The sequence below is a fragment of the Duncaniella sp. genome, assembly GCF_029056165.1.
Lineage (GTDB): Bacteria > Bacteroidota > Bacteroidia > Bacteroidales > Muribaculaceae > Duncaniella.
In genome coordinates this window covers 15753-36065 of the sequence record NZ_JAIDBW010000042.1, presented here as the reverse complement: position 1 = coordinate 36065, position 20313 = coordinate 15753, and the positions used below count along the sequence as shown (strand labels likewise).

The following is a 20313-nucleotide window of genomic DNA, read 5'->3' as shown; positions in this document are numbered from 1 at the left end:
AAAGACCTAAAAAACGGACACTCCCCCTTCTCAGGGAAAGTGTCCGCAGCGGACTATTTATTATGACTTGTATTTATCAGTTCATGAGTTTCTCTACACGGACATTTCCATTGGCATCACGCATCTTGATGATGTTGACACCGCGCACAGGGGCAGAATGACGGTAACCGTTGACATCATAGATGCCGATTATGGTGCTTCCGTCGGCCGCTTCGATGGCTGAAATTCCGCTCTCCTCACCGACAATTGCCTTCGGACTTAGACCGCCGAACTCGTTGACTGCACGCACAGCATAGCCTTCGGCAGAACCTGAAGCTGTGGCGAAATGAGGTTCGGTAACGAAGCCTGCCACCTCATCGTTGTGGAGAACGACGTAGCAGATTGCGTAGGGTACTGCCTCCCATGTGATAATACCGTCGGCAAACTTGGGAGCAGGTGTCGCACATGTCTCTGTCTTGATGACAGGTTCCCAATTGTCGCTGCCTGAAAGGACGTTGCGCACTGTATATTGGGCAGCTTCCTCATCAGTAAGGAAGTTCTTGGCCTTGCCATAGACCTTCTCACCATCCACTGTCTTGTAATATGTATCGCGGCGGTGCGAGAGATCTACAGGATTTCCATTGCCGTCAACAGTATTGTAGTCGGCCCAGAGAACGGGGAGACCACCCATTGTCTCATACCATCCGGTGGCGGGGATTGTCACCTCGGCGCGTGTGTTGAGGAAGACTGTTTTGGGAGAGTTGTGCCATGGACGGCCGAGCCATACATCGGTTTCCGAAGGTACGCCCGGAGCTGTGATGGTACAGTTGTTGAACACATATCCCCACTTCACATCGGCCGCATGTGATGGAGCGACGATGAAACCACCGCTCTTGCGGTTGATATAGAGAGTGGTATTCTCCACATAGAGATCACCGCTGTTGTAGATAAAATCCACTGCACCCTCGATGAATGAGTTGCGGACGTAGGCACGATAGGACGAGTTGGAAGTCGTGATCCATGTGTCCTGATATGAGAGCATGGCGACATTGTTGAAGATAGCACGGTCACCTGAGGTGTTTAGTGCGAGTGCCTGCGGGCCGGCCTGCTGCTTGTGACCGTAGGAGTTCTCAAGAGTGATATTCTCGAAGAAGCAGTCATCGGAGTTGACAACCACGGTTGCACCTACGCTCACATGAAGCGCGTTTTCACCTCCGCAGAGCTTATCGTCAAGAATAATGGTTTTGTCGCGGTCCTGACCGATGATGTGCATGAAAGGTTTCGACTTGGGTATATCGACATGCTCGTTATACTCACCGTTTTTCACGAAGATAAGCCAAGGCTTCACGCGACCTGCCGGTGCGCCGTCTATCGCAGCCTGAACGGAAGTATAATCGCCTGATCCGTCCTTAGCAACTATCGCGTCAAAGAGGCGTGCTTCGGGCTGAGTGCGCTCCATTGTGGTGAACGTAAGTGTAGTTCCGGCGAATGAATTGCCGCTGCGATCCACGATAGCACCTTCGGGGACAGTGAATGTATATGTCGTGCCGTAATTGAGACCGGAGTAATTATAGATGATGCTCTTACCGCTTTCGATAGGTTTGAGTGTCTCGCCGTCAAGCGTAGCTGAAGCGTTTCCTACCTTGACCTTCTCGTCAAATGTAAGGATGATCGAACCGGTAGCGGATATGTTGTCCGCCTTGTCGGCAGGCAGTGAGGTGACGAGCACAGGTGCAGTGCTGTCGTTGGCTGTCTCCTTATCGGCGAGGACAAAGAGTTCGGCTATGCAAAGACCGTCATAATCGCTTTCATTGCCAACGAGGGGTGAAGATGTGTCAGGCATGAAGCGTACCCATACTTTCGGCTGATTGTCAGCATCGGCAGGAAGCTTGAATTCATTGAGAGTCCAGCCTGTCTGCAGCTCGTAAGTTCCGACTGTCTTATATTCCTTGCCGTCGATACTGTACTGCATATTGTTGATGGAATATGAATTGTAGGAGACACCGAGCGCAGCGGAAACGACGATGTTTGAGTAGCCTACGGATGAGAATGAAACTTCAAAGTAGTTACCCTCCGAGCGGAGTTTCCAGATGCGTGCACCCCATTTTCCGTTTTCAGCACCGTTATTTATACCGCGCGTCAGCCATGAGGTGGTCTTACCCTCCGCGTTGTGGAGGCTGAGGAGACCGGCGTTGTCGCTTTCATCCTTGTAATCGGCGGCACGTTCAGATGAGGGCTGATCGTTGTAGAAATCCCAACCGACGATGTAGTCAGCGGCAGAGAATGTCGCGGTAAGATTCTTTTCACCATCGACGGTGATGTCGCGTGTCGGCGAAGTAGTATTGTCATCCCAATTAGTGAAGGTAAGGATACGGTTGTTGGATATCGTGAGACGCACCTCTGTACCCTCCTCGTAATAATGCACACCATCTTCAACATGACCTTCGGGTTGGAAAGTCACAAGGTTGGGATTGGCACCACCTTCGAGCTTGAGGTTGAGCGCATAGACATTGTTTACGTCATAGTTGGCAATCAGTTCAGTGTCGGCGGTGATTTCGAAACGATAGGGATTATCGGTCGAAACGACATTGCCCGCTGCATCGGTCCACGATGTGAAGTGGTAGCCGAAATTCTCCGAAGCTGAAACAGTCAGCAGTGTGCCGCTGTCAAATTCATTTCCTGCGGGAGCGCATGAGAGTGAACCTGCACCCTCGACAGCCGATTTGAGGACAAAGGAATAGACGGGGATAGCCTCAACCTGACCGTCTGCCACACCGTAGAGCGTCAGGTTGGCGAAACCATACTCCTTGTTAGAAGCGAGTTTGTTGATATAGAGAATGATTGTCAAAGCCTCGGATGAAGCGTCGAAACCTTCAATTTTCTCTTCGAAACGGGTGAAGTTTATGCCGTCACCGTTATTGTTTCGTGCCGGGACGAGTGCGTCGTTAATCATTTCACTCTTGTCACCGCGACGGACTGCAAGGCCGATGTTACCGCCTCCCGTGCCATGCTTGCTGGCTTCGAAGCTGAACATTGTCGGACGGAATGTGACACCGCTCTTGGGAATCACCGTCATTATGAGGGCATCGTCTTCTATGAAATCAGACCCGTTGTTGGCGGATGGTTTGAAAAGAGTCTGTGTGGCACCTCCTGCGGGCGAACCGATTTTGGTGAGAGTGAGACCCGGACCGACAGCAAGTTCGCATACAGAGAACAGACCCTGAATGCTCTGTGCAGCCGCGAGTTCAGGAGTCGTTGAACCGAGCGGCCATGAAAAGTTGATATCTGCGTTTTCGGCTGAGGGAAGTGCCTCCATCTCGCTGCCTGTGACGGTGAGCGATGTGAGATTCCAGTTTGTAGTGCCGGAGGTAGGGAAAAGACGTATGATTACATTCTCCTTGTTATTGGCGGAGATATCGACATGACTGTTGACGTAGGTGAACCATGTGCCGGACGTTGGTTTTGTACCCGCATTTACCCAAGTGTTGCCGCCGTCGGTCGAGACAACCATAGCGACCGGTGTCTCCGTGTTGTTTCCGGGAGCGATGGCATAGTCTATAGCGATGTCGCGGTAGCCCGTAGTAGGAAACGAAGCCTGATAATAAACCTTATGCTGAGCGGGATCAGTATAGTCAGTGACACTGCTGTTATCGACAGTGTTCTCAATGCGGAAAACCTGAGTTTCCCAGCCGGTGCATATCTGCCAGTAGCGGCCTTCGGAATATGCAGTCATTTCACCCTTACCTTCCTCGGCTTGGATGTGGGGAATGGCACTGGCAAACCACTGGGCATCTGTGTTGGCTACGGCTACTGATGCGTCGGGGACGTAGGTGTAGTCATTTTCATTCTGTGTGACCTTATAGCCTGTGTCAAAGGTCCACGAAGCAAGCGTCACGCTTTGTGCGGAGACCTGTACAGTCCCGGCGAGTGCGATGGCGGTGAGCAGAGATGTAAGATTATTCTTCATCATTAAATATGTTGGTATTAAAATTATGGTTTTCAGTATTTCGAATGATTTTCTCAGTTTCGGCAGATCATCTTGCGCGTCTTGATCGAACCATCGGCAAAGGTGTCACGGACAATGTAGAATCCGGATGTGGGATTGTCGATACGGATACCCTGAACTGTATAATATGAAGTTTCGGCAGGGGTCTCGGATATCACATTTTCAAGAGCTGAATTATCGGCTGAGAAGGTGTAACCGTGGATCTTTACGTCAGAAATGCAAAGAGTCTTTCCGGTAGCCTCGCCGTTATACCACGGATAGAAACGCAGACGCAGTGACTTGCCACTATCAAGAGTGATCACAGGAGTTACTTTACCGTCAAGCATGGTGTTGGCAGGCATCTTCTCTTTTGAATAAATCAGACGTGGATTGGCGAAATCATCGTCAGTGGAATAATAGACGTGGACACACATGCCATTGCCTCCGCAACCACACATGTAATAGCTGATCTCATCAATTTTAAGAGTGGTTTCGGGCATTGCGGTCAGACCGAACTCAACGTAGCGCGTACTGACCTCATCGATCTCACCGCCGGGCCACTTGTCACCCTCGATGAGATTGCGCTGTGTCTTGCGTGTAGCCTCAAAGCCGGTCTCCTCCGGCCAGATAGTATTGGCATTTGGATTGGCATAACGCTGCACATACATTCCCTGCCAGTTTTCGGGTATTACTGTCGCGGGCCCTGAAAGTTCGTAGCTGTCATCCTTCTCCAAACGCCAGTAGGCACAGACTTCCGCACCTCCGCTAAGCTCCACACCTGTTCCGCTAACGGGAATGGTCAGAGTCTTGTCACCGGCAGTGACGGTGATCACGCCTTCGTTCACACCTTCATTCACGAGGGGGACGCGGGCATAGAAACGGTTGATCAGAGTAGCGGCGTCATAGTCAAGGGTAGCGGATGAAGCCCATGTGATCTTATCGGTTGACACTTCTACTGCCCCGGTGGAGGTAATGGAAACCTGCCCCTTGGACGGTACGAGATCAAAACCTGTAAGCATAAATTCACCTGAAAGCGACTGACCATTGTAACCTTCGCCGAGATTACCGGAAGCAGGAGTCACGCCAAGTTCGGAAGTGAGGTTCACATATTCGCTCAACACCCCAGCGTCCTTGCAAAGTGATGCAAACTTGCGTGCGATGAGAGCCGCGCCTGTAGCACTGAGATGGGTCGAACCGTCGCCATCGCCGAGGAGCTCATGGCAGGGGGCGTCGCCATAGCTAACGTAGAGATCAGCCGTACCGGTGGTAAGATCTATGAATGGAACATTCATCTCCTCCGCTACTGATTTCATCTGATAGACATAGTCCATCGAGTGATCATCGGCCGGAACTGATTGCTTTTCGAGAACACCGTTGTCCGTTAACTTCGAGAAGCTGTCGCCGAGGTCGTGACGGCCGTTGCGGCGGATAGTATTACCGGAAAAATACATTCGGCAAATAGGACCGCAGAAGATAGGAGTACAACCGGCTTCGCGGGTCTCATCGACATACTTGCGGAGATATTCCTTATAGGTGGTGGTAGGAGTTGTTCCCCGATAATCGGTTGAAGTTGCTTTCTCGGTGTCGCCTATGGAGGTATAGTAGGCTTTCAGTTCGTCACCGTCCATTCCGGAGGTCTTTTCATCATTGTGAGCAAACTGGATCACCACATAATCGCCGGGCTGCATCTGTGTCTTGACCGAAGTCCAGAATGCGGCCTCTTTGTAGAAACTCTTACTCGAAGCTCCTGCCTTACCTCGGTTGTTGACCTCGATACCGGTGAGGAACTGCTGGAGATACTGACACCATCCGCGTGTCACTGTGGCCGATTCATCATAATTGGCCATAGTGCTGTCACCGATAGTGTGGACTTTTTTTGCCGCGTCAGCTGCAAGCGGACTTACGAGAAGGGCCGCAGCGGCAATGAATGCACTGAATCTTTTCATGGTGGGATAATGAATTGCTTTGGATTTTATTTGATAATCTGTCAGCAAAATTAACCCATAGCCGGCGGTCAGAGGGGTAAAATCGAATCAAACAGGTGGTAAAAAAGCGTCAGAATGCTGATTCTGACGCTTTTTCACCCATATTTTGTATTTTAGTCTTATTTCCCTATCACCTGTGCATTCAGAGGATGAGATTAGAAAATCTTGATTGACGGAATGTAACGTTTAGGTTGCTTCTTGATGTCGAGGAGCAGACTATCGACATCTGCGGCACAGTTGTTAAGATTGTTGTAGAGCGAGGGATCATTGAGAAGCAGACCGAGCGATGAATTGGTGGAATTAAGCTGTTCGGTAGCCTGATCAAGATTTGCAGTGATGCGATTGATGTTGCGCATGGTCGAGTCAAGGGGCATTTCCTTCAAGTCCTCGGACAGAACTGCAAGGGCAGCGGAAATACGGGTTAGATTGGCCGACACTTCCTGAACGTTGGTCATGGTTCCGTTAGCACCTTTAATGAGTGCGGGCACTCCGCGCATAGCTACATCAAGCTGCTTAGTCGAAGTTTCGAGATTGGCCATGATGTTGTCAAGACGTTTCACCGAATTGACCAGAGCCGGATCAGCTGCGATCGCCGTAAGAGCCACGATGAGCGAGTCGATGTGCGGGGCTATAGTCATGACGGAAGGAAGGAGCTCATTGCCGAGCTTATCAACCATTCCTCCCTTAGTTTCACCTTCGAGACGCGCACCGATCTCACAAAACTCGTTGGAGGAAGCCATTATCAGTTCCACACTCGATGTGCCGAGCATATCGGTGACGATCTCCGCCTTTGTCCCGACAGGGATTTTGAGCTGCTTGTCGAGACTGAGCTCCACAAGAACATGACCCGGATTGTCATACTCATAGTTGATCTCACGGACGAGGCCGACCTTGAAACCGTTGAGCGTCACTGGAGCTGACTGAGTCAGGCCGGCGACATTGGTGTATGAAGCATAATAATAGTTAGCTGACTTAAAGACATTTATACCTTTAAGATAGTCGATACCGAAAAAGAGAATCAGCAGCGCGATCAGCACGCTCGCTCCGATAATCAGTTCCTTTGAAAATTTCTTTTTCATAATTAAATCATTCTATGACTTTATGGATGATCCGTATGATCGACGGATTCAGGAGATGATTAGAGTTGGAAACGTTTTTGGAGGGGGATTTATCATTTGACACGCTTGCCATCACGCATTCTTATGACGAACGCGTCAGGAAACTGTTTCTTCACTTTTTTAAGATCCGAAGCAGCTGCTGCGGATGACGGATAGCTGCCGTATGTATATTTATATGTTCCGCCGTCCTTGTAATAATCGACCGGCGAAAGTCCTTTCAGACGTGAATCATTCTTCTTGAGTACGGACGGAGTCGTGAGAAACTGGATTTTATAGACAAGTTCACCTTTTGGGGTAATCGTGGTCGCCGGTGAGGTCTCATTTACGTCAGACACCGCAGCACGCGCTGCAACTGACTCCTCAGCCTCACGGACATCCTCGGTGGTGGGATAGCCTTTCTTACCTACGGTCTTCGACGAGTTCCGGCGGAAACGCTCTATGCCCTGATAGATGGCGAGGGCAAGTTTGTCCTGTCCCTCCTCCGAAGCCATGAATTTCTCCATGGCAGGATTACATATATAGTCAAGTTCCACGAGTATGGCGGGCATACTTGTCCCGACAAGCACCCAGAAGGGAGCTTGGCGGACACCCTTGTTGGCACGTCCGGCAGTACGCACAAGCGCGTTCTGGACAGCCTCGGCAAGCTGAATACTCTGATCCATGTTGGAGTGCTGCATCATCTCGAATGCAATGTAGCTTTCGGCTGACGACGGATCGAAACCTTCGTATGTGGTCGAGTAATCGGCTTCGAGTTTCATCACGGCATTCTCACGCATGGCGACACTGAGATTGGTATCACTCTTTTTCAGACCGAGAGTATAGACGGCCGCACCGTTGATCGAGGAGTGGAGAGGTGATTTCTTATCGATGGAATTGGCATGGATGGAGACAAATATGTCGGCATTCTTGCGCTTGGCTATGTTGGGACGTTCCTTGAGGGTTATGAAATAATCGCCGTCGCGCGTCATCTCGGCCTTCGCATCCTTCATCTTTGAGTTGATGAGCTTCTGGAGTTTCTTACCGACGGCAAGATTGATGGTCTTTTCATTGGTCCTCTGACCGAGTGCTCCTGCATCCTTACCACCATGTCCGGGGTCAATCATGACCACAAATTCCTTGTCGGCCGCAGCGCGGGTGACGACAGGGAAAAACAAAACGATTACAAGTAGTTTTATGATTCGTGTCAGTGACATGCAGATGAATTCTTAGCCAATTTTGGGCAAAGTTACTAAAACTATCCCTAAAAGCCACTTCTTGGACTGAAATTTGTGCACAAATGCCAAAAAATAGCTACTTTTGAACAATAATATACCTAAACCCGGTTCACTATGACTATATTTCATCCCCTCTTCAGATCAATGCGGCAATGTGGCGTGGAACTATGTGTGGCGATAGCCCTGACCGCATTCTGCGGACTCTCCACAGGTTGCAGTCAGGCGGACGATAGCAAGCCTGTCAGACTGCTGCGTCTCGACAAGACTCTGCTTGGCGACGGAGGGGTGACTGACGGAATGCGTAATGAGGCCGAGACACTTTTTGCCGTGTCGGGCTACGGCGAGCTAAATGATTCAAGTCTTGCAGCCTATCGGTCGAATCCGGCAATCCGTTTTCATGAACATGCCGTGGATTCAGTGTGGGGCAATACCGACCGTCTCTCACGGGGTCTCGGAAAGATGAAGGAGAATTTCAGCCGTCTTTTCCCCGGCAGGAATTTCCCAGAGGCCGTCACCATCATATCGCCGTTCAATCAATCGGTTTTCACCGCCGATTCAATGCTTTATATCGGTCTGAACCATTATTTAGGAGAGGATTATCAACCATACGCCTACTTTCCGGACTATATCCGCGTAAGGAAAACCCCTCAACGACTCCTGCCCGACGTGGCGGAAACGCTTCTGCGCCGCGATTTCCCGTATGCACCACGCGAGGAGTACCCTACGGTGCTTTCAAGGCTCCTCTACGAGGGTGCTTTGATCGAAGCTGAGATGCAGCTTGCAGGAGTAAGCGAACAGCAGGCTCTCGGCTATGACGACACTCAGATGAAATGGCTGACCGACCATGAGCGACAGCTGTGGGAGACGATGGTGGGCCGGAAATACCTTTTCAGTACCGACGAACAGCTTGCCGCTTCACTGACCGGACTCGCACCGTTCACCTCCGTGATCGGACAGGATGTTCCCGGTGCGGCGGGACGTTTCATCGGTCACCGTATCATCAATTCGTATCTTGACAACCGCGCGGTCAGCATAGCCGATATGCTGTCGCCTGATTTCTATGAATCTCAGGAAGTGCTCGGCGATTCAAAGTATAACTGATCTGACGGATGGCAAGAGCATATTCAAAAACGAATCAATCCATGCAACAGGAAGAAATTGAAATAAAGGGCGCGAAAGTCCACAATCTGAAAAATATCAGTGTCAACGTCCCCCTCAACAAGATTGTCGGCATCGCAGGAGTTTCCGGTTCAGGCAAATCATCCCTCGCATTAGGCGTGATCTATGCCGAGGGGTCACGCCGCTACCTTGAAGCCCTATCGACCTACACGCGCCGCCGTATCAGTCAGGCACCGAAAGCACAGGTGGATGAGATCCTCCACGTCCCGGCTGCGATTGCTCTGCGCCAACGCCCCGGAGTGCCCGGTGTAAGGAGCACTTTCGGAACGGGTACAGAGCTGCTCAACTCCCTCCGACTGATGTTCTCACGTCTCGCAAGCCACAAATGTCCGAAATGCGGTCATTATCACGCCCCCTCGCTCGATGTAGCCGCCGAAAAGGAACTCGTATGCAGTAACTGCGGCCATCATTTCTACGGTCCGGGAGCGGAGGATCTTGCCTTCAACAGTGCGGGAGCTTGCGAAAAATGCGGAGGCACGGGCATGGTCATGACTGTTGACCGTGCGACACTCGTGCCTGACGAGACTCTGACCATCGACCAGAATGCCGTAGCTCCGTGGAACAGCCTTATGTGGTCACTGATGAAGGATGTGTGCCGTGCAATGGGTGTCAGGACGGATGTCCCTTTCAATCAGCTCACACCGGAGGAACGCGACATCGTGTTCAATGGTCCGGCGGTCAAAAAGACCATACTTTACAAGTCAAAGAACAGCAATACTTCCGGCGAACTCGACTTCACATATTACAACGCTGTCTATACTGTGGAGAATGCTTTGGCCAAAGTGACAGACGAAAAGGGTATGAAGCGAGTGGAAAAGTTTCTGAAAAGCGAAGTCTGCCCGGCATGTGAGGGCACGCGTCTGTCAGAAGCCGCACGCGCACCGCGTATCATGGACGTGAATCTCGGCGATGTCTGCAAGCTCACTCTTGAAGAATGTATCGACTGGGTGAAAAAAGTACCGGCCTCACTCCCGGAGGAAATGCGTCCGATGGCCAAAAGCATCTGCGAGACTTTCCTGCTCACGGCCCGACGGCTCATTGATCTCGGACTGGGCTATCTCTCCCTTGACCGTGCGGCCTCTACCCTATCCACCGGCGAACGCCAACGAATGCAGTTAGCGCGCGTAGTGCGCAACCGCACTACAGGCGTAATGTATGTCCTCGATGAACCGTCAATCGGCCTACATCCGTCCAACATCATCGGGCTTATCGGAGTGATGCATGATCTGGTTGACGATGGCAACTCGATTGTGCTTGTGGATCATGACACCCAGATCCTCTCCGTCGCGGACGATATAATTGAAATGGGTCCCGGAGCAGGTTCGCAGGGTGGTGAGGTGATCGCTGAAGGCACTATCCCGCAAATCATCGCCAATCCGGCGTCCAAAATAGGACCATTCCTCGCTGAATCCGCCACCCGACGTGTCAGGGAGGAGGTCGAAGCGGAAAAAATGTTTGACGAAGGTGTTGTCAGGATGACGACGACTCAGATCCACACCGTGCGCCCGCTTCAGGTAGAGATTCCGAAAGGACGCCTGACGGTGGTGACAGGTGTGTCAGGCTCAGGCAAGACGACGATGGTGCTTGAGAGTCTTATTCCGGCGGTTAAGGCCATTATTGACGGACAGCCTCTCCCATCCCATGTCACCGCTGTCGAAGCTGACGGCATACGCCACATCGAACTGATCGACTCGACACCGATCGGAGCTAACGTGCGCTCGACCGTAGCAACCTATGCCGGTGTGCATGACGAACTGCGCAAGATCTATGCCCGATCGACCGATGCAAAGGCTCTCGGACTGAAGGCCGGCGATTTCTCCTACAATACGGGAAGTCTCCGCTGTCCGGTCTGCGACGGCACAGGCACTGTGAGTCTCGACGTGCAGTTCCTGCCGGATGTGGATATACCGTGTCCGGAATGCAAGGGCTCTCGCTACAGCAAGGAGACCTATACCATACATTGCACGAATAAGGATGGTAAGACGTTCTCGCTCCCTGACCTGATGTCGGCCGACATCAATGAAGCGATAGATGATTGCGCCGACTACAAGAATGTGAAACCGAGGCTCACGACTCTCCGCGATCTCGGTCTCGGATATCTGACTCTCGGCGAAGCGACTACAAGTCTGTCGGGCGGCGAGGCCCAGCGACTGAAACTCGCCTCGGAGATGGGACGGCAACAGAACGATACGATATTTGTATTCGACGAACCGACAATCGGACTACATCCGCTCGACGTCAGGACTCTGCTCGGTGTGATCCAGCACCTTATAAGTCTTGGAGCTACCGTTGTGGTCATCGAACATGACCTTGACGTGATCCGCAACGCCGACTATATTATCGACATGGGACCGGGTGGTGGCGAAGCAGGCGGTAGGATTGTCGCAACCGGCACTCCACATCAGATTGCCGCCAATCCGTCGAGCATCACCGGTCGCTATATCGGCGAAATCTGACAGACAAACATCCAATTATCCCTATCATTGCAAACGAATAGGGATAGCAACATTCAGCCTCACATAAGGTAAGTACTAACGGCCATGCATAAGCATAACGGCCATGCAGTCATCTCTGCATGGCCGTTATGCTTATGATAAAAAACGTGATTACGATTAGAAGTAATAGGTGACGCGGATGTCCCATGTACGGTTGCGTGCGCTGTAGTCGGTGAGGACTTTCGCTTTGAGAGCGTAGGTCATTCCCCATGTGTAGGATGCAGCGAGCTGCCAGCGTTTCAGTATCTCGACACCACCGCCGACAGTCAGGCCAAGCTCACCGCCGGAAAATTTCAAGGCATCACACTTGCTGTGACCGGCCTGAATATTGAATATGGGGCCACCATAGACGAAGGGCGCAAGGTAGTCCTCGAATCCCTGAAGACGGGTGTATTTGAAGCGCAGGTTGAAGGGGATCTGGATATTGTGGATGTAGATACGCTCTTTTGCTGAATAACCCTGCAATGCCCACATCGGGAAATCACCGAGATTGAGAGTAGCTCCAAGCTGCTCATAGTGCAGTCCGAGGTTTATACCGAAACCGATACCGGGAAACATCATTTCGCCTTGAATACCGGCTGCTTCGCCGAGAGCCTGATCAACGGTGAGAATGTCCTGCTTGAATTTTAAGGTATTGAAATTCACACCTGCAGTGGCACCCCAACGCAACTGGGCGTTAGCCACCCCTGCACAGCAAAACGCAATGACTACTATGATGAATGAGAGAATTTTTCTGTTCATTAGAGTTGTTGTTTTAGTAGAACGAGCACACAAAGTTACAACTTTTTCTTTAAAATCCTTGAATTGCCACAAATTTATAATAACTTTGCAGAGGATAAACGTGGGATGAATCCGTGATTCATACTGCGGCCAGCCCAGTTGTCAACAGACCTTAAATCATCACACTCTCTTCTTAAACCAGTAATAAAAAACCGAATAATTAATAAAAATCAACAATCATATCACTTCAAAACAATGAAGAAATATATTTTAGGTGCAATGGCTCTCTGCGTCGTGTTAGGTGCACAGGCCAAGGACAAAAAAACAGAGGATGACAAGACCGGCGGATTCAAATTCACCGATGTCAAGACTGTAAAGACAACTCCCGTAAAGGATCAGAACAAGTCAGGAACATGCTGGAGCTTTTCCGGAATTTCATTCCTTGAGGACGAGATCCTGCGCAAGACCGGCAAGGAGGTCGATCTCAGCGAAATGTTTGTTGTGCGCCACTGCTACAACGACAAGGCCGATAAGTATATCCGCATGAACGGAACCATCAATTTCGCCCAAGGCGGCAGCACACTCGATGTGCCCTACGTGATGGTCAATTACGGTCTTGTGCCTGAAGAGGCTTACAAAGGTATCGAATACGGTGCTGAGAAGCACGAACATGCGGAGCTCAGCGATGCATTCACTGCGTTTGTAAAGTCGATCAACGCCAACAAGCAAAAGTCACCCGCTTGGAAGAAGGCTTTCAACGGTATGCTTGACGCATATTTCGGTGAGCTCCCCGCGACATTCGAGTATGAAGGCAAGACCTATACCCCCCAGAGCTATGCCGAATCACTCGGACTGAAGGCCGAGGACTATATCCCTGTCACTTCTTTCACCCACCATCCTTTCTATCAGCCTTTCGCTGTCGAGGTGGCCGACAACTGGCTTTGGGAAAAGTATCACAACGTGCCCATGGAAGAAATGAAAGCCATCGTCGATAATGCCATCGACAACGGTTACTCTGTCGCTTGGGCTGCTGACGTGAGCGAGCCCGGTTTCAAGTGGGTCAATGGCTATGCAGTGATCCCCAAGAAAAAGACTGCCGATGACCTGAGCGGAACAGAACTCGCACGTTGGGTCAAACTTAGTGACCGCGAGCGTGAGGCCGAAGCTAATAAGATCGATGGTCCTACAGAAGAAATCACCGTCACTCAGGAGCTCCGTCAGGAAATGTTTGACAAGCAGGAGACCACCGATGACCACGGTATGGTGATCGTAGGTAAGGCCGTTGACCAGAAAGGTAACAAGTATTACAAGGTGAAGAACTCATGGGACACCAATCAGGTCTATGATGGTTTCTTCTACGTGTCAGAGCCCTACTTCCTCGCCAAGACACTTGACATCCTCGTTAACCGCGAGGCAATTCCCGCAGAAATCGCACAGAAAATGAAGATCTGATTGAGTTGCAGAAATTCAATCAGTGACCATACGACTATTCCAATACCTACATAATTGATTATAAGCAATTTGTAGCAACTATAATTGATTATATAATTGTAGGGACGCGGCGTGCCGCGTATGCCAAATGAAATACATCTGCCTGAATCTCTGGCTATAACTATTTCATACGGCATACGCGGCACGCCGCGTCCCTACAAATTCAATGGATTATTGATCTGAAGGGTTATCTGGATGCGTCGGTTTTCTTTGTTGAATCTGTTGCTACTGATGCCGAGGCGTGGAGTCGTTGGAGACGTTTGGCTTTTGTGGTGATGAGCATTCCGATGATGATCACGATCATAGCCACAATCTGAATAAAACGTATGTGGGCAACTCCCATGATGACTGACGCTATCATGGCGACCACCGGAAGGAAGTATTGATAAATCGATACCAATTCGCTGCCAATGAGTTTCTCGGCAGGATTTATGAGAAAATAGGCGAGGAAAGTAGGACAGATGAGTATAAAGGCTATGCATGCCCAAGGTTGCCACTCGACTGTATGGAATATCTCAGCCTTGGGGAGCGAAGGGAGCAGGAAGAGCATCGGCAGACAGGACATGAGGAAGACCCAACGGAGCATGGAGACAGGACGGTAACGCTGCATAGGTTTTTCAAGGATTACGAGATAGAACGCGTAGCAAAGAGTCGATGCGAGGGCAAGACATTCACCGAGAATGTTGTCGCTGCCTTTTTCACCGGCATGTTGGGTAACGATTACGAGAAACGCACCGACGAAACCGACGACAATTCCGAGTATTTCAAGCCAAGATGTGCGCTTATGCTGAAAAATAATGCCTATGAGAATCACGAAGATCGGAGGGAAGGTCATGATGATGGAGACATCGATAGGGTTGGCATAGCGGAGCGATAGATTGAACAGGTACATGAACAGAAAGAGCCCGACGGCACCACCGAGGAAGATACGGAGATAATCGTCGCGCTGAATGCGGTCATTTTTCATAAACATTGATGCAATCCACATGAGGATACACCCGCCTCCAAGACGGAAGATCGTTACATCGACCGAACTCATCCATTCGGGGATAAGTATTTTGACTACCGGGATATTTACGCCGAAAAAGATTGTGGCGATGAGCATGAAAAGATTGCCTTTGATAAGGTCACCTATGCTGCGGGGTTGCAGCTGCGGAGCAGGTTGTGGTTTTATATCGGCCATAGTGAGAGTATGTGTGTTTTTAATAATGTGTTTTTATAATTCTGATCCTGTATTTTTAAGATATGCATTAACAGCATCGGTAGATACATATATATTAACACGGCCAGCAGCAGTTATGTTTGAAGTTTCTATATTGAGGTGGTAAGAATGAAAACGGCAAAAATTCTTATCTTTGCACAGCAATCGGCAGACTGAAAGATACCGCCAGGCGTCATCTCTTTAAATATCTAATTTACATATCACATCCTACCAATAAATTAAATGAAAATCCATCTTTTCAATCCTGAAAATGATCTGGCACTCGGTCTCGGATGCCGACACTACACTCCCCCGCCCCATGCGGCCGCCATACACCGTGCGGGTGCATTGCTACCAATGTGGTGGGCGGAAAGAGATGATCTGATCTTAGCTCCGGCAACACTCAGCGAGGAAGCCGGGAGATTGGCAGAATGTTTCGGACTTAACGGTACGGTGTGTCAAGATGCAACGACTTTCGAAGGGATCGAAGAAGCCGCCCCTTGGGGATGGAGTGCGGATGCCAAAAGGCAATTTCTACGGGCGGGAGTCAGAGATAGTATCCTTCCTACTGACGAAGCAACCATGAGGATGCGCGAGTTGAGCCACAGACGGATGTCAGTCGAAATCGTAAGTCGGCTTTCGGGAGAGTATCCCATCGCCATCGAGACAACTGATCCTGATCGTGTGGTTGAACTCGAACGACTTAATCCGGGCTGTTTCATAAAATCGCCGTGGTCAGGAAGTGGACGCGGGGTGTTCTGTGCCCGTTCGCTCGACGATGGTGCGCTCCGGCGGAGAGCAGAAGGTATCATTCACCGTCAGGGGAGCGTGATGGTGGAACGCGGACTTGATAAAGTGATGGATTTCGCCGTGCTTTTCCACAGCGATGGAAAATGCGTGAGGTTCATAGGACTTTCGGTCTTTGCCACAGAAGCACGCGGAATGTATAGCGGAAATATAGTCGCTCCACAAAGTTTGCTTTGGGAGGAGATAAGGAGATATATAGCTCCGGAAGCCCTGCGTGAACTGATCAGTGATGAAGAAACAATCCTCGGCAATCTGATCGGCAATGATTACCGAGGATGGATGGGTGTGGATATGATGATCTACCGCGACACGACAGGTGAAAATAAAATAATGCCATGCGTGGAACTCAATCTACGCATGACAATGGGAGTCGTGGCTCTGAAGATTGCAGAACGTCTCGGAGTGAATGACCGCCGTTTTCTTGCATGGGAACATAACACCACCGGAGGTGAAGGACTGATCCTGCTCCCTCCCAGCGATGGGTTTACACTGCGCTTGTCGGCCATAAAGGAGCGATAGGAACAGTGACGGGTATTTATTAGAGTCAGATGGTTTTCAGCAGAGAGTAGAGCCGCTGAACGGGAAGTCCCATCACATTGTAGAAACTGCCGTTTATGCCTTTGATGCCGGCTGCTCCGATCCACTCCTGAATGCCGTATGCACCGGCCTTGTCGAGGGGACGATAGCTTTGGACATAGTAAGCGATCTCGTCGTCAGTCAGAGGGGCAAACTCCACTTCGGATTCTGCACTGAACGTTGTGATCATCGAGGCCGTGCGAACCGTCACTCCGGTTATCACGGTCTGTTTATGACCCTGCAGACGCGAAAGCATGGCACAGGCATCGGCTTCGTCAAACGGTTTTCCAAGAACCTTCCCGTCAATGATCACAACCGTGTCGGCGGTGATGACGAGCTTGTTGTCACCTGCCTCCAACGGATAGGCTTCGGCTTTCAGGCGTGAGAGATACGAGGCTACTTCAGAAACCGGAAGGTCTGTTGGAATGGTTTCATCTACCGGGTGTGAAGTATCGACACGGAAATCAATGTCAAGCATACCGAGAAGTTCGCGTCGGCGCGGGGAGCCGCTGGCGAGTATGACGTCATAGCCACGGAGATTTTCAAGAGGTCGGAACATTTTTAGTACGGAGTTTTTTGTATGAAGTATATCGAGAGAGTACAAAATTAGGCAAAAATGAAGTTTTTCGCTAATTTAGCGGAGTCAAAAATTCTTTGGTCTGTTACCATAAATTAATTACAAATATGAACGTCGAGGAGTTCAGGGAGTTTTGCCTGTCGTTTGAGGGCGTGACGGAGAAAATGCCGTTCGGCAAATTTTCTCCTCGTTATGCTTCAATACTTGCATTCTATGTGAAGGGACACTTGTTCTGCTTCATTGATATTGATGATTTCAGCTATGTCGATGTTAAGTCATCTCCGGAAAAGATTGAAGAGTGGCGACGCGATTATTCATCGGTCGGAAATCCCGTGAACCAGAGTCTGCGTCATTGGATCAAATTGTATTTCGACGGCGATATCCCGATGAATCTGATCACTGATGCCGTCAGTGAGGCATACGAAATCATAAAGGCAAAATATACTCCGAAAAAAACCGGAAGGAAAATAAATAATAAAAATCAGAGATAGAAAATGAGAAACCGACAGTTGATTTGGTAATCATTTGTGACATATAATTTGTTTATACCGTAAATAGTTGTTATCTTTGTAATTATAAAAAGGATTAAAAATGGCAAGACCTATTAAAGAAACCCCGATCCTGACCGGTGAGGATGCAATACGATTTGAAAGATTAAGACTTGAAGTTGAAAGCTTGTCTAAAGAACAACGAGCTGAAAATTCAAGAAAATTGAGAGAAGCGATCGAAGAAGCTAAGAAAAGAATTACAATCTGCATCTAAAATGAGACTTGTAAGACTTTCTTCTATCTTTGACGTATTAAAATTTGATTGTGGAGATTCTGACCTTAACGACTTCCTTATTGAGGATGCAATGAATTTTTCACAAAAACGAATAGCAAATACCTTTATTCTTGAGGATAACGGTCGGGTTGCTGCATACTTTTGCATTCTAAATGATAAAATTAGTCAACAAGATGTTACAAACAGTCAATGGAAAAAGATTAAAAAATCTTTTCCTACTGGAAAGCATTTCAACAGTTATCCTGCCATAAAGATTGGTCGGTTTGCGGTTTCCTTAGAATATAGCGGTAAAAAATTTGGTACAGACTTAATGAATTTACTAAAGGGAATGCTGAATAACAATCCTAATTATTCTGCATTTCGCTATCTGACAGTTGACGCGTATTTATCTGCAATAGAATTTTACAAAAAGAATCAATTCAAATTACTCTCAGAGAAAGAAACTAATGATCATACACGACTGATGTTTTTCGACATGATGGAACTGGAATAACATGTGGATCATTCTAAAATAAGGTTAAACTGCGGGGGATACGGGATATTTTTGATATATTTGCAGACGTATGAAATCTGTGTTCTCTCATCTCATCAACAAGGCTTCGCGCTACCGACTCCTTGTCAGTACATCTAATTACCTGACAATATCACATCCATACTTTGGAAAGTCTTTGATTGTCGGATCTTTATTCGTGCTCTTTTCGGGTGCGGATGCTTCTGCACAAACAAAATCCATAGAGGCGACACCCACGCAGACATCGGCGAAGACGGATTCTACAAGGGTGATAAATCAAGATGTGCCGACATCCACACGTAATGAACATCCCGTAATTTCGGATAATGATACAAATGGAGGCTTGAGGCAGCAGCCCGACAGTACGCGGTCAGTTGATGCGGTACAGACTCCCCTAAGCAATACTACTCCCCTATTTCCGCAGGCCTATCCGGCAGATCTGCAACCGTTCACCGTCAGTATCCCTACGGACGGCAGGATAGCTCTATGGAGGAGCGGCGGGATCTTCGGAGATGTGGGTCAGATGTCACTGCCGGGCCTTATGGGAGTGGAGAGCGGTTCCCTGTTCCTTGTGCAGCAGGCCGGACGCTTCACATTTACCGCCCACGGTGATGCCGTGAAATATGGTTACTTCGGCGGGTTGCAGACATCCTACGGTTTCGGCGGGTCAATCAGCTATGATTTCAGTGAACGCGTCGGGGTGACAATCTTCGGGAGTTACTACACCCCTCTGCACCGTGGCATGACACCCGCAATGCAGGGCTACACGTCGATACCGAATTTCGGCGGTTATGTGAATTACCGCTTCTCGGATCACTGGGGAGTGAAAGTGGGCGGGCAAGCTTTCCGCTCATCGGTCAGCAACCGTATGGAAGCCCAACCGATAGTGATACCCTATTACAGGCTATCGAAAAATGCCGAACTGGGTATAGATGTCGGCGGAATATTATACAATATAGTGAAGAAAAATCGCAACGGATCAATGGGAGGAAGCATGAATCCGACTATCCCGCCGCCCGTGATGGGTCCACCTCCGGTAAGATAAAGGGCTTGATCCCAAGCCCTTGCAAAATGATGATGAATTTTTTTATTTTTTTCTGTTACAAATCCGGGGGGGTCGCGTTTGAAATAATAGAACTGAGAATTCATATCAGTTCATGAACAATGATTTTTTCAATTCATCATCGACAAGTGAGCACAGATATCCTTACATCGACATTCATCAACTTCCGGGCCATGCTCCGCAGCGTGGCTGCAGGGATTGTAGGCGCGGGTGAGGCAGACGACGTGATCCACGATGCTTTCTGCCGCCTTTGGGCAGGTCACAAAGCCGTCGAGGATGAAAAGGAGGCGATAAAACTGACATATACGGCTGTCAGAAACTCGGCTATCGACTCATTGCGCCGCACAAAGGCCAGAGCGACCGTGAGCATTGACGAATCTCCCCAGATCGCTGACTCTGACGAGGACCTCACACGCCGAAGCGAGCAGCAGGAAACCTATGACGCAGTGATCCGTCTCAGCCGCCGGGCACTCAATCAGCGTCAGGCCGAAGTGTTCGAGCTTCACGATGTACGCGGACTCGGATATGACGAGATTGCAGAAATGCTCGGAATGACACCTGAAAATGTCCGCGTGACGTTGAGCCGCTCACGAAAAATCATACGAGATCTTTACCGTAAACAGAACTAA

General features: G+C 49.5%; 16 protein-coding genes. 9 read left to right on the top strand and 7 right to left on the bottom strand.

Going from position 1 to position 20313, the window contains the following annotated elements:
* Positions 1 to 76: 76 nt before the first annotated feature.
* The 4 genes from K2G41_RS10060 to K2G41_RS10045 form a co-directional block, all read right to left on the bottom strand.
* Positions 77 to 3949: a pectinesterase family protein gene (locus K2G41_RS10060; protein ID WP_300117796.1), complete on the bottom strand. Its 3873-nt coding sequence runs from the start codon at positions 3947 to 3949 to the stop codon at positions 77 to 79.
* Positions 3950 to 3999: 50 nt separating this feature from the next.
* Entirely contained in the window at positions 4000 to 5910 is a 1911-nt protein-coding gene (locus tag K2G41_RS10055) for a GDSL-type esterase/lipase family protein (RefSeq protein ID WP_300117794.1), read from the bottom strand.
* A 194-nt stretch (positions 5911 to 6104) separates the two neighbouring features.
* Entirely contained in the window at positions 6105 to 7028 is a 924-nt protein-coding gene (locus K2G41_RS10050; RefSeq protein ID WP_300117792.1) for an MlaD family protein, read from the bottom strand.
* A 92-nt stretch (positions 7029 to 7120) separates the two neighbouring features.
* Entirely contained in the window at positions 7121 to 8260 is a 1140-nt protein-coding gene (locus tag K2G41_RS10045; protein ID WP_300117790.1) for an N-acetylmuramoyl-L-alanine amidase, read from the bottom strand.
* Positions 8261 to 8395: 135 nt separating this feature from the next.
* Here K2G41_RS10045 and K2G41_RS10040 point away from each other — a divergent pair, with 135 nt between their 5' ends.
* Both K2G41_RS10040 and K2G41_RS10035 read left to right on the top strand, forming a co-directional pair.
* A complete protein-coding gene (locus K2G41_RS10040) occupies positions 8396 to 9382 on the top strand; it encodes a hypothetical protein (protein WP_300117788.1) in 987 nt (328 codons plus the stop codon).
* Between the two features lie 41 nt (positions 9383 to 9423).
* On the top strand, positions 9424 to 11916 hold the full coding sequence (locus K2G41_RS10035; RefSeq protein WP_300117786.1) for an ATP-binding cassette domain-containing protein: 2493 nt from the start codon (positions 9424 to 9426) through the stop codon (positions 11914 to 11916).
* Between the two features lie 156 nt (positions 11917 to 12072).
* Here the strand turns inward: K2G41_RS10035 and K2G41_RS10030 are convergent, their stop codons facing one another.
* The gene (locus K2G41_RS10030) at positions 12073 to 12696 is read right to left on the bottom strand and encodes a porin family protein (RefSeq protein WP_300117784.1); all 624 of its coding nucleotides are present in this window, start codon (positions 12694 to 12696) and stop codon (positions 12073 to 12075) included.
* Positions 12697 to 12930: 234 nt separating this feature from the next.
* On the opposite strand from K2G41_RS10030, the gene K2G41_RS10025 reads away from it, so the two are divergent.
* The gene (locus tag K2G41_RS10025) at positions 12931 to 14127 is read left to right on the top strand and encodes a C1 family peptidase (protein WP_300117782.1); all 1197 of its coding nucleotides are present in this window, start codon (positions 12931 to 12933) and stop codon (positions 14125 to 14127) included.
* 226 nt (positions 14128 to 14353) lie between these two features.
* Here the strand turns inward: K2G41_RS10025 and K2G41_RS10020 are convergent, their stop codons facing one another.
* A complete protein-coding gene (locus K2G41_RS10020) occupies positions 14354 to 15349 on the bottom strand; it encodes a DMT family transporter (protein ID WP_300117779.1) in 996 nt (331 codons plus the stop codon).
* A gap of 261 nt (positions 15350 to 15610) precedes the next feature.
* Between K2G41_RS10020 and K2G41_RS10015 the strand changes: the two genes are divergently transcribed.
* Positions 15611 to 16693: a hypothetical protein gene (locus K2G41_RS10015; protein ID WP_300117777.1), complete on the top strand. Its 1083-nt coding sequence runs from the start codon at positions 15611 to 15613 to the stop codon at positions 16691 to 16693.
* Between the two features lie 25 nt (positions 16694 to 16718).
* Here K2G41_RS10015 and K2G41_RS10010 read toward each other — a convergent pair whose 3' ends face one another.
* On the bottom strand, positions 16719 to 17309 hold the full coding sequence (locus K2G41_RS10010; protein WP_300117775.1) for a Maf family nucleotide pyrophosphatase: 591 nt from the start codon (positions 17307 to 17309) through the stop codon (positions 16719 to 16721).
* 125 nt (positions 17310 to 17434) lie between these two features.
* Here K2G41_RS10010 and K2G41_RS10005 point away from each other — a divergent pair, with 125 nt between their 5' ends.
* From K2G41_RS10005 to K2G41_RS09985, 5 genes are all read left to right on the top strand, one after another.
* The gene (locus tag K2G41_RS10005; protein ID WP_300117773.1) at positions 17435 to 17818 is read left to right on the top strand and encodes an MmcQ/YjbR family DNA-binding protein; all 384 of its coding nucleotides are present in this window, start codon (positions 17435 to 17437) and stop codon (positions 17816 to 17818) included.
* Between the two features lie 100 nt (positions 17819 to 17918).
* On the top strand, positions 17919 to 18089 hold the full coding sequence (locus K2G41_RS10000) for a hypothetical protein (protein ID WP_300117771.1): 171 nt from the start codon (positions 17919 to 17921) through the stop codon (positions 18087 to 18089).
* A 1-nt stretch (position 18090) separates the two neighbouring features.
* The gene (locus K2G41_RS09995; RefSeq protein ID WP_300117770.1) at positions 18091 to 18603 is read left to right on the top strand and encodes a GNAT family N-acetyltransferase; all 513 of its coding nucleotides are present in this window, start codon (positions 18091 to 18093) and stop codon (positions 18601 to 18603) included.
* Between the two features lie 70 nt (positions 18604 to 18673).
* A complete protein-coding gene (locus K2G41_RS09990; protein WP_300117768.1) occupies positions 18674 to 19666 on the top strand; it encodes a hypothetical protein in 993 nt (330 codons plus the stop codon).
* Positions 19667 to 19812: 146 nt separating this feature from the next.
* Positions 19813 to 20313: a sigma-70 family RNA polymerase sigma factor gene (locus tag K2G41_RS09985; protein ID WP_300117766.1), complete on the top strand. Its 501-nt coding sequence runs from the start codon at positions 19813 to 19815 to the stop codon at positions 20311 to 20313.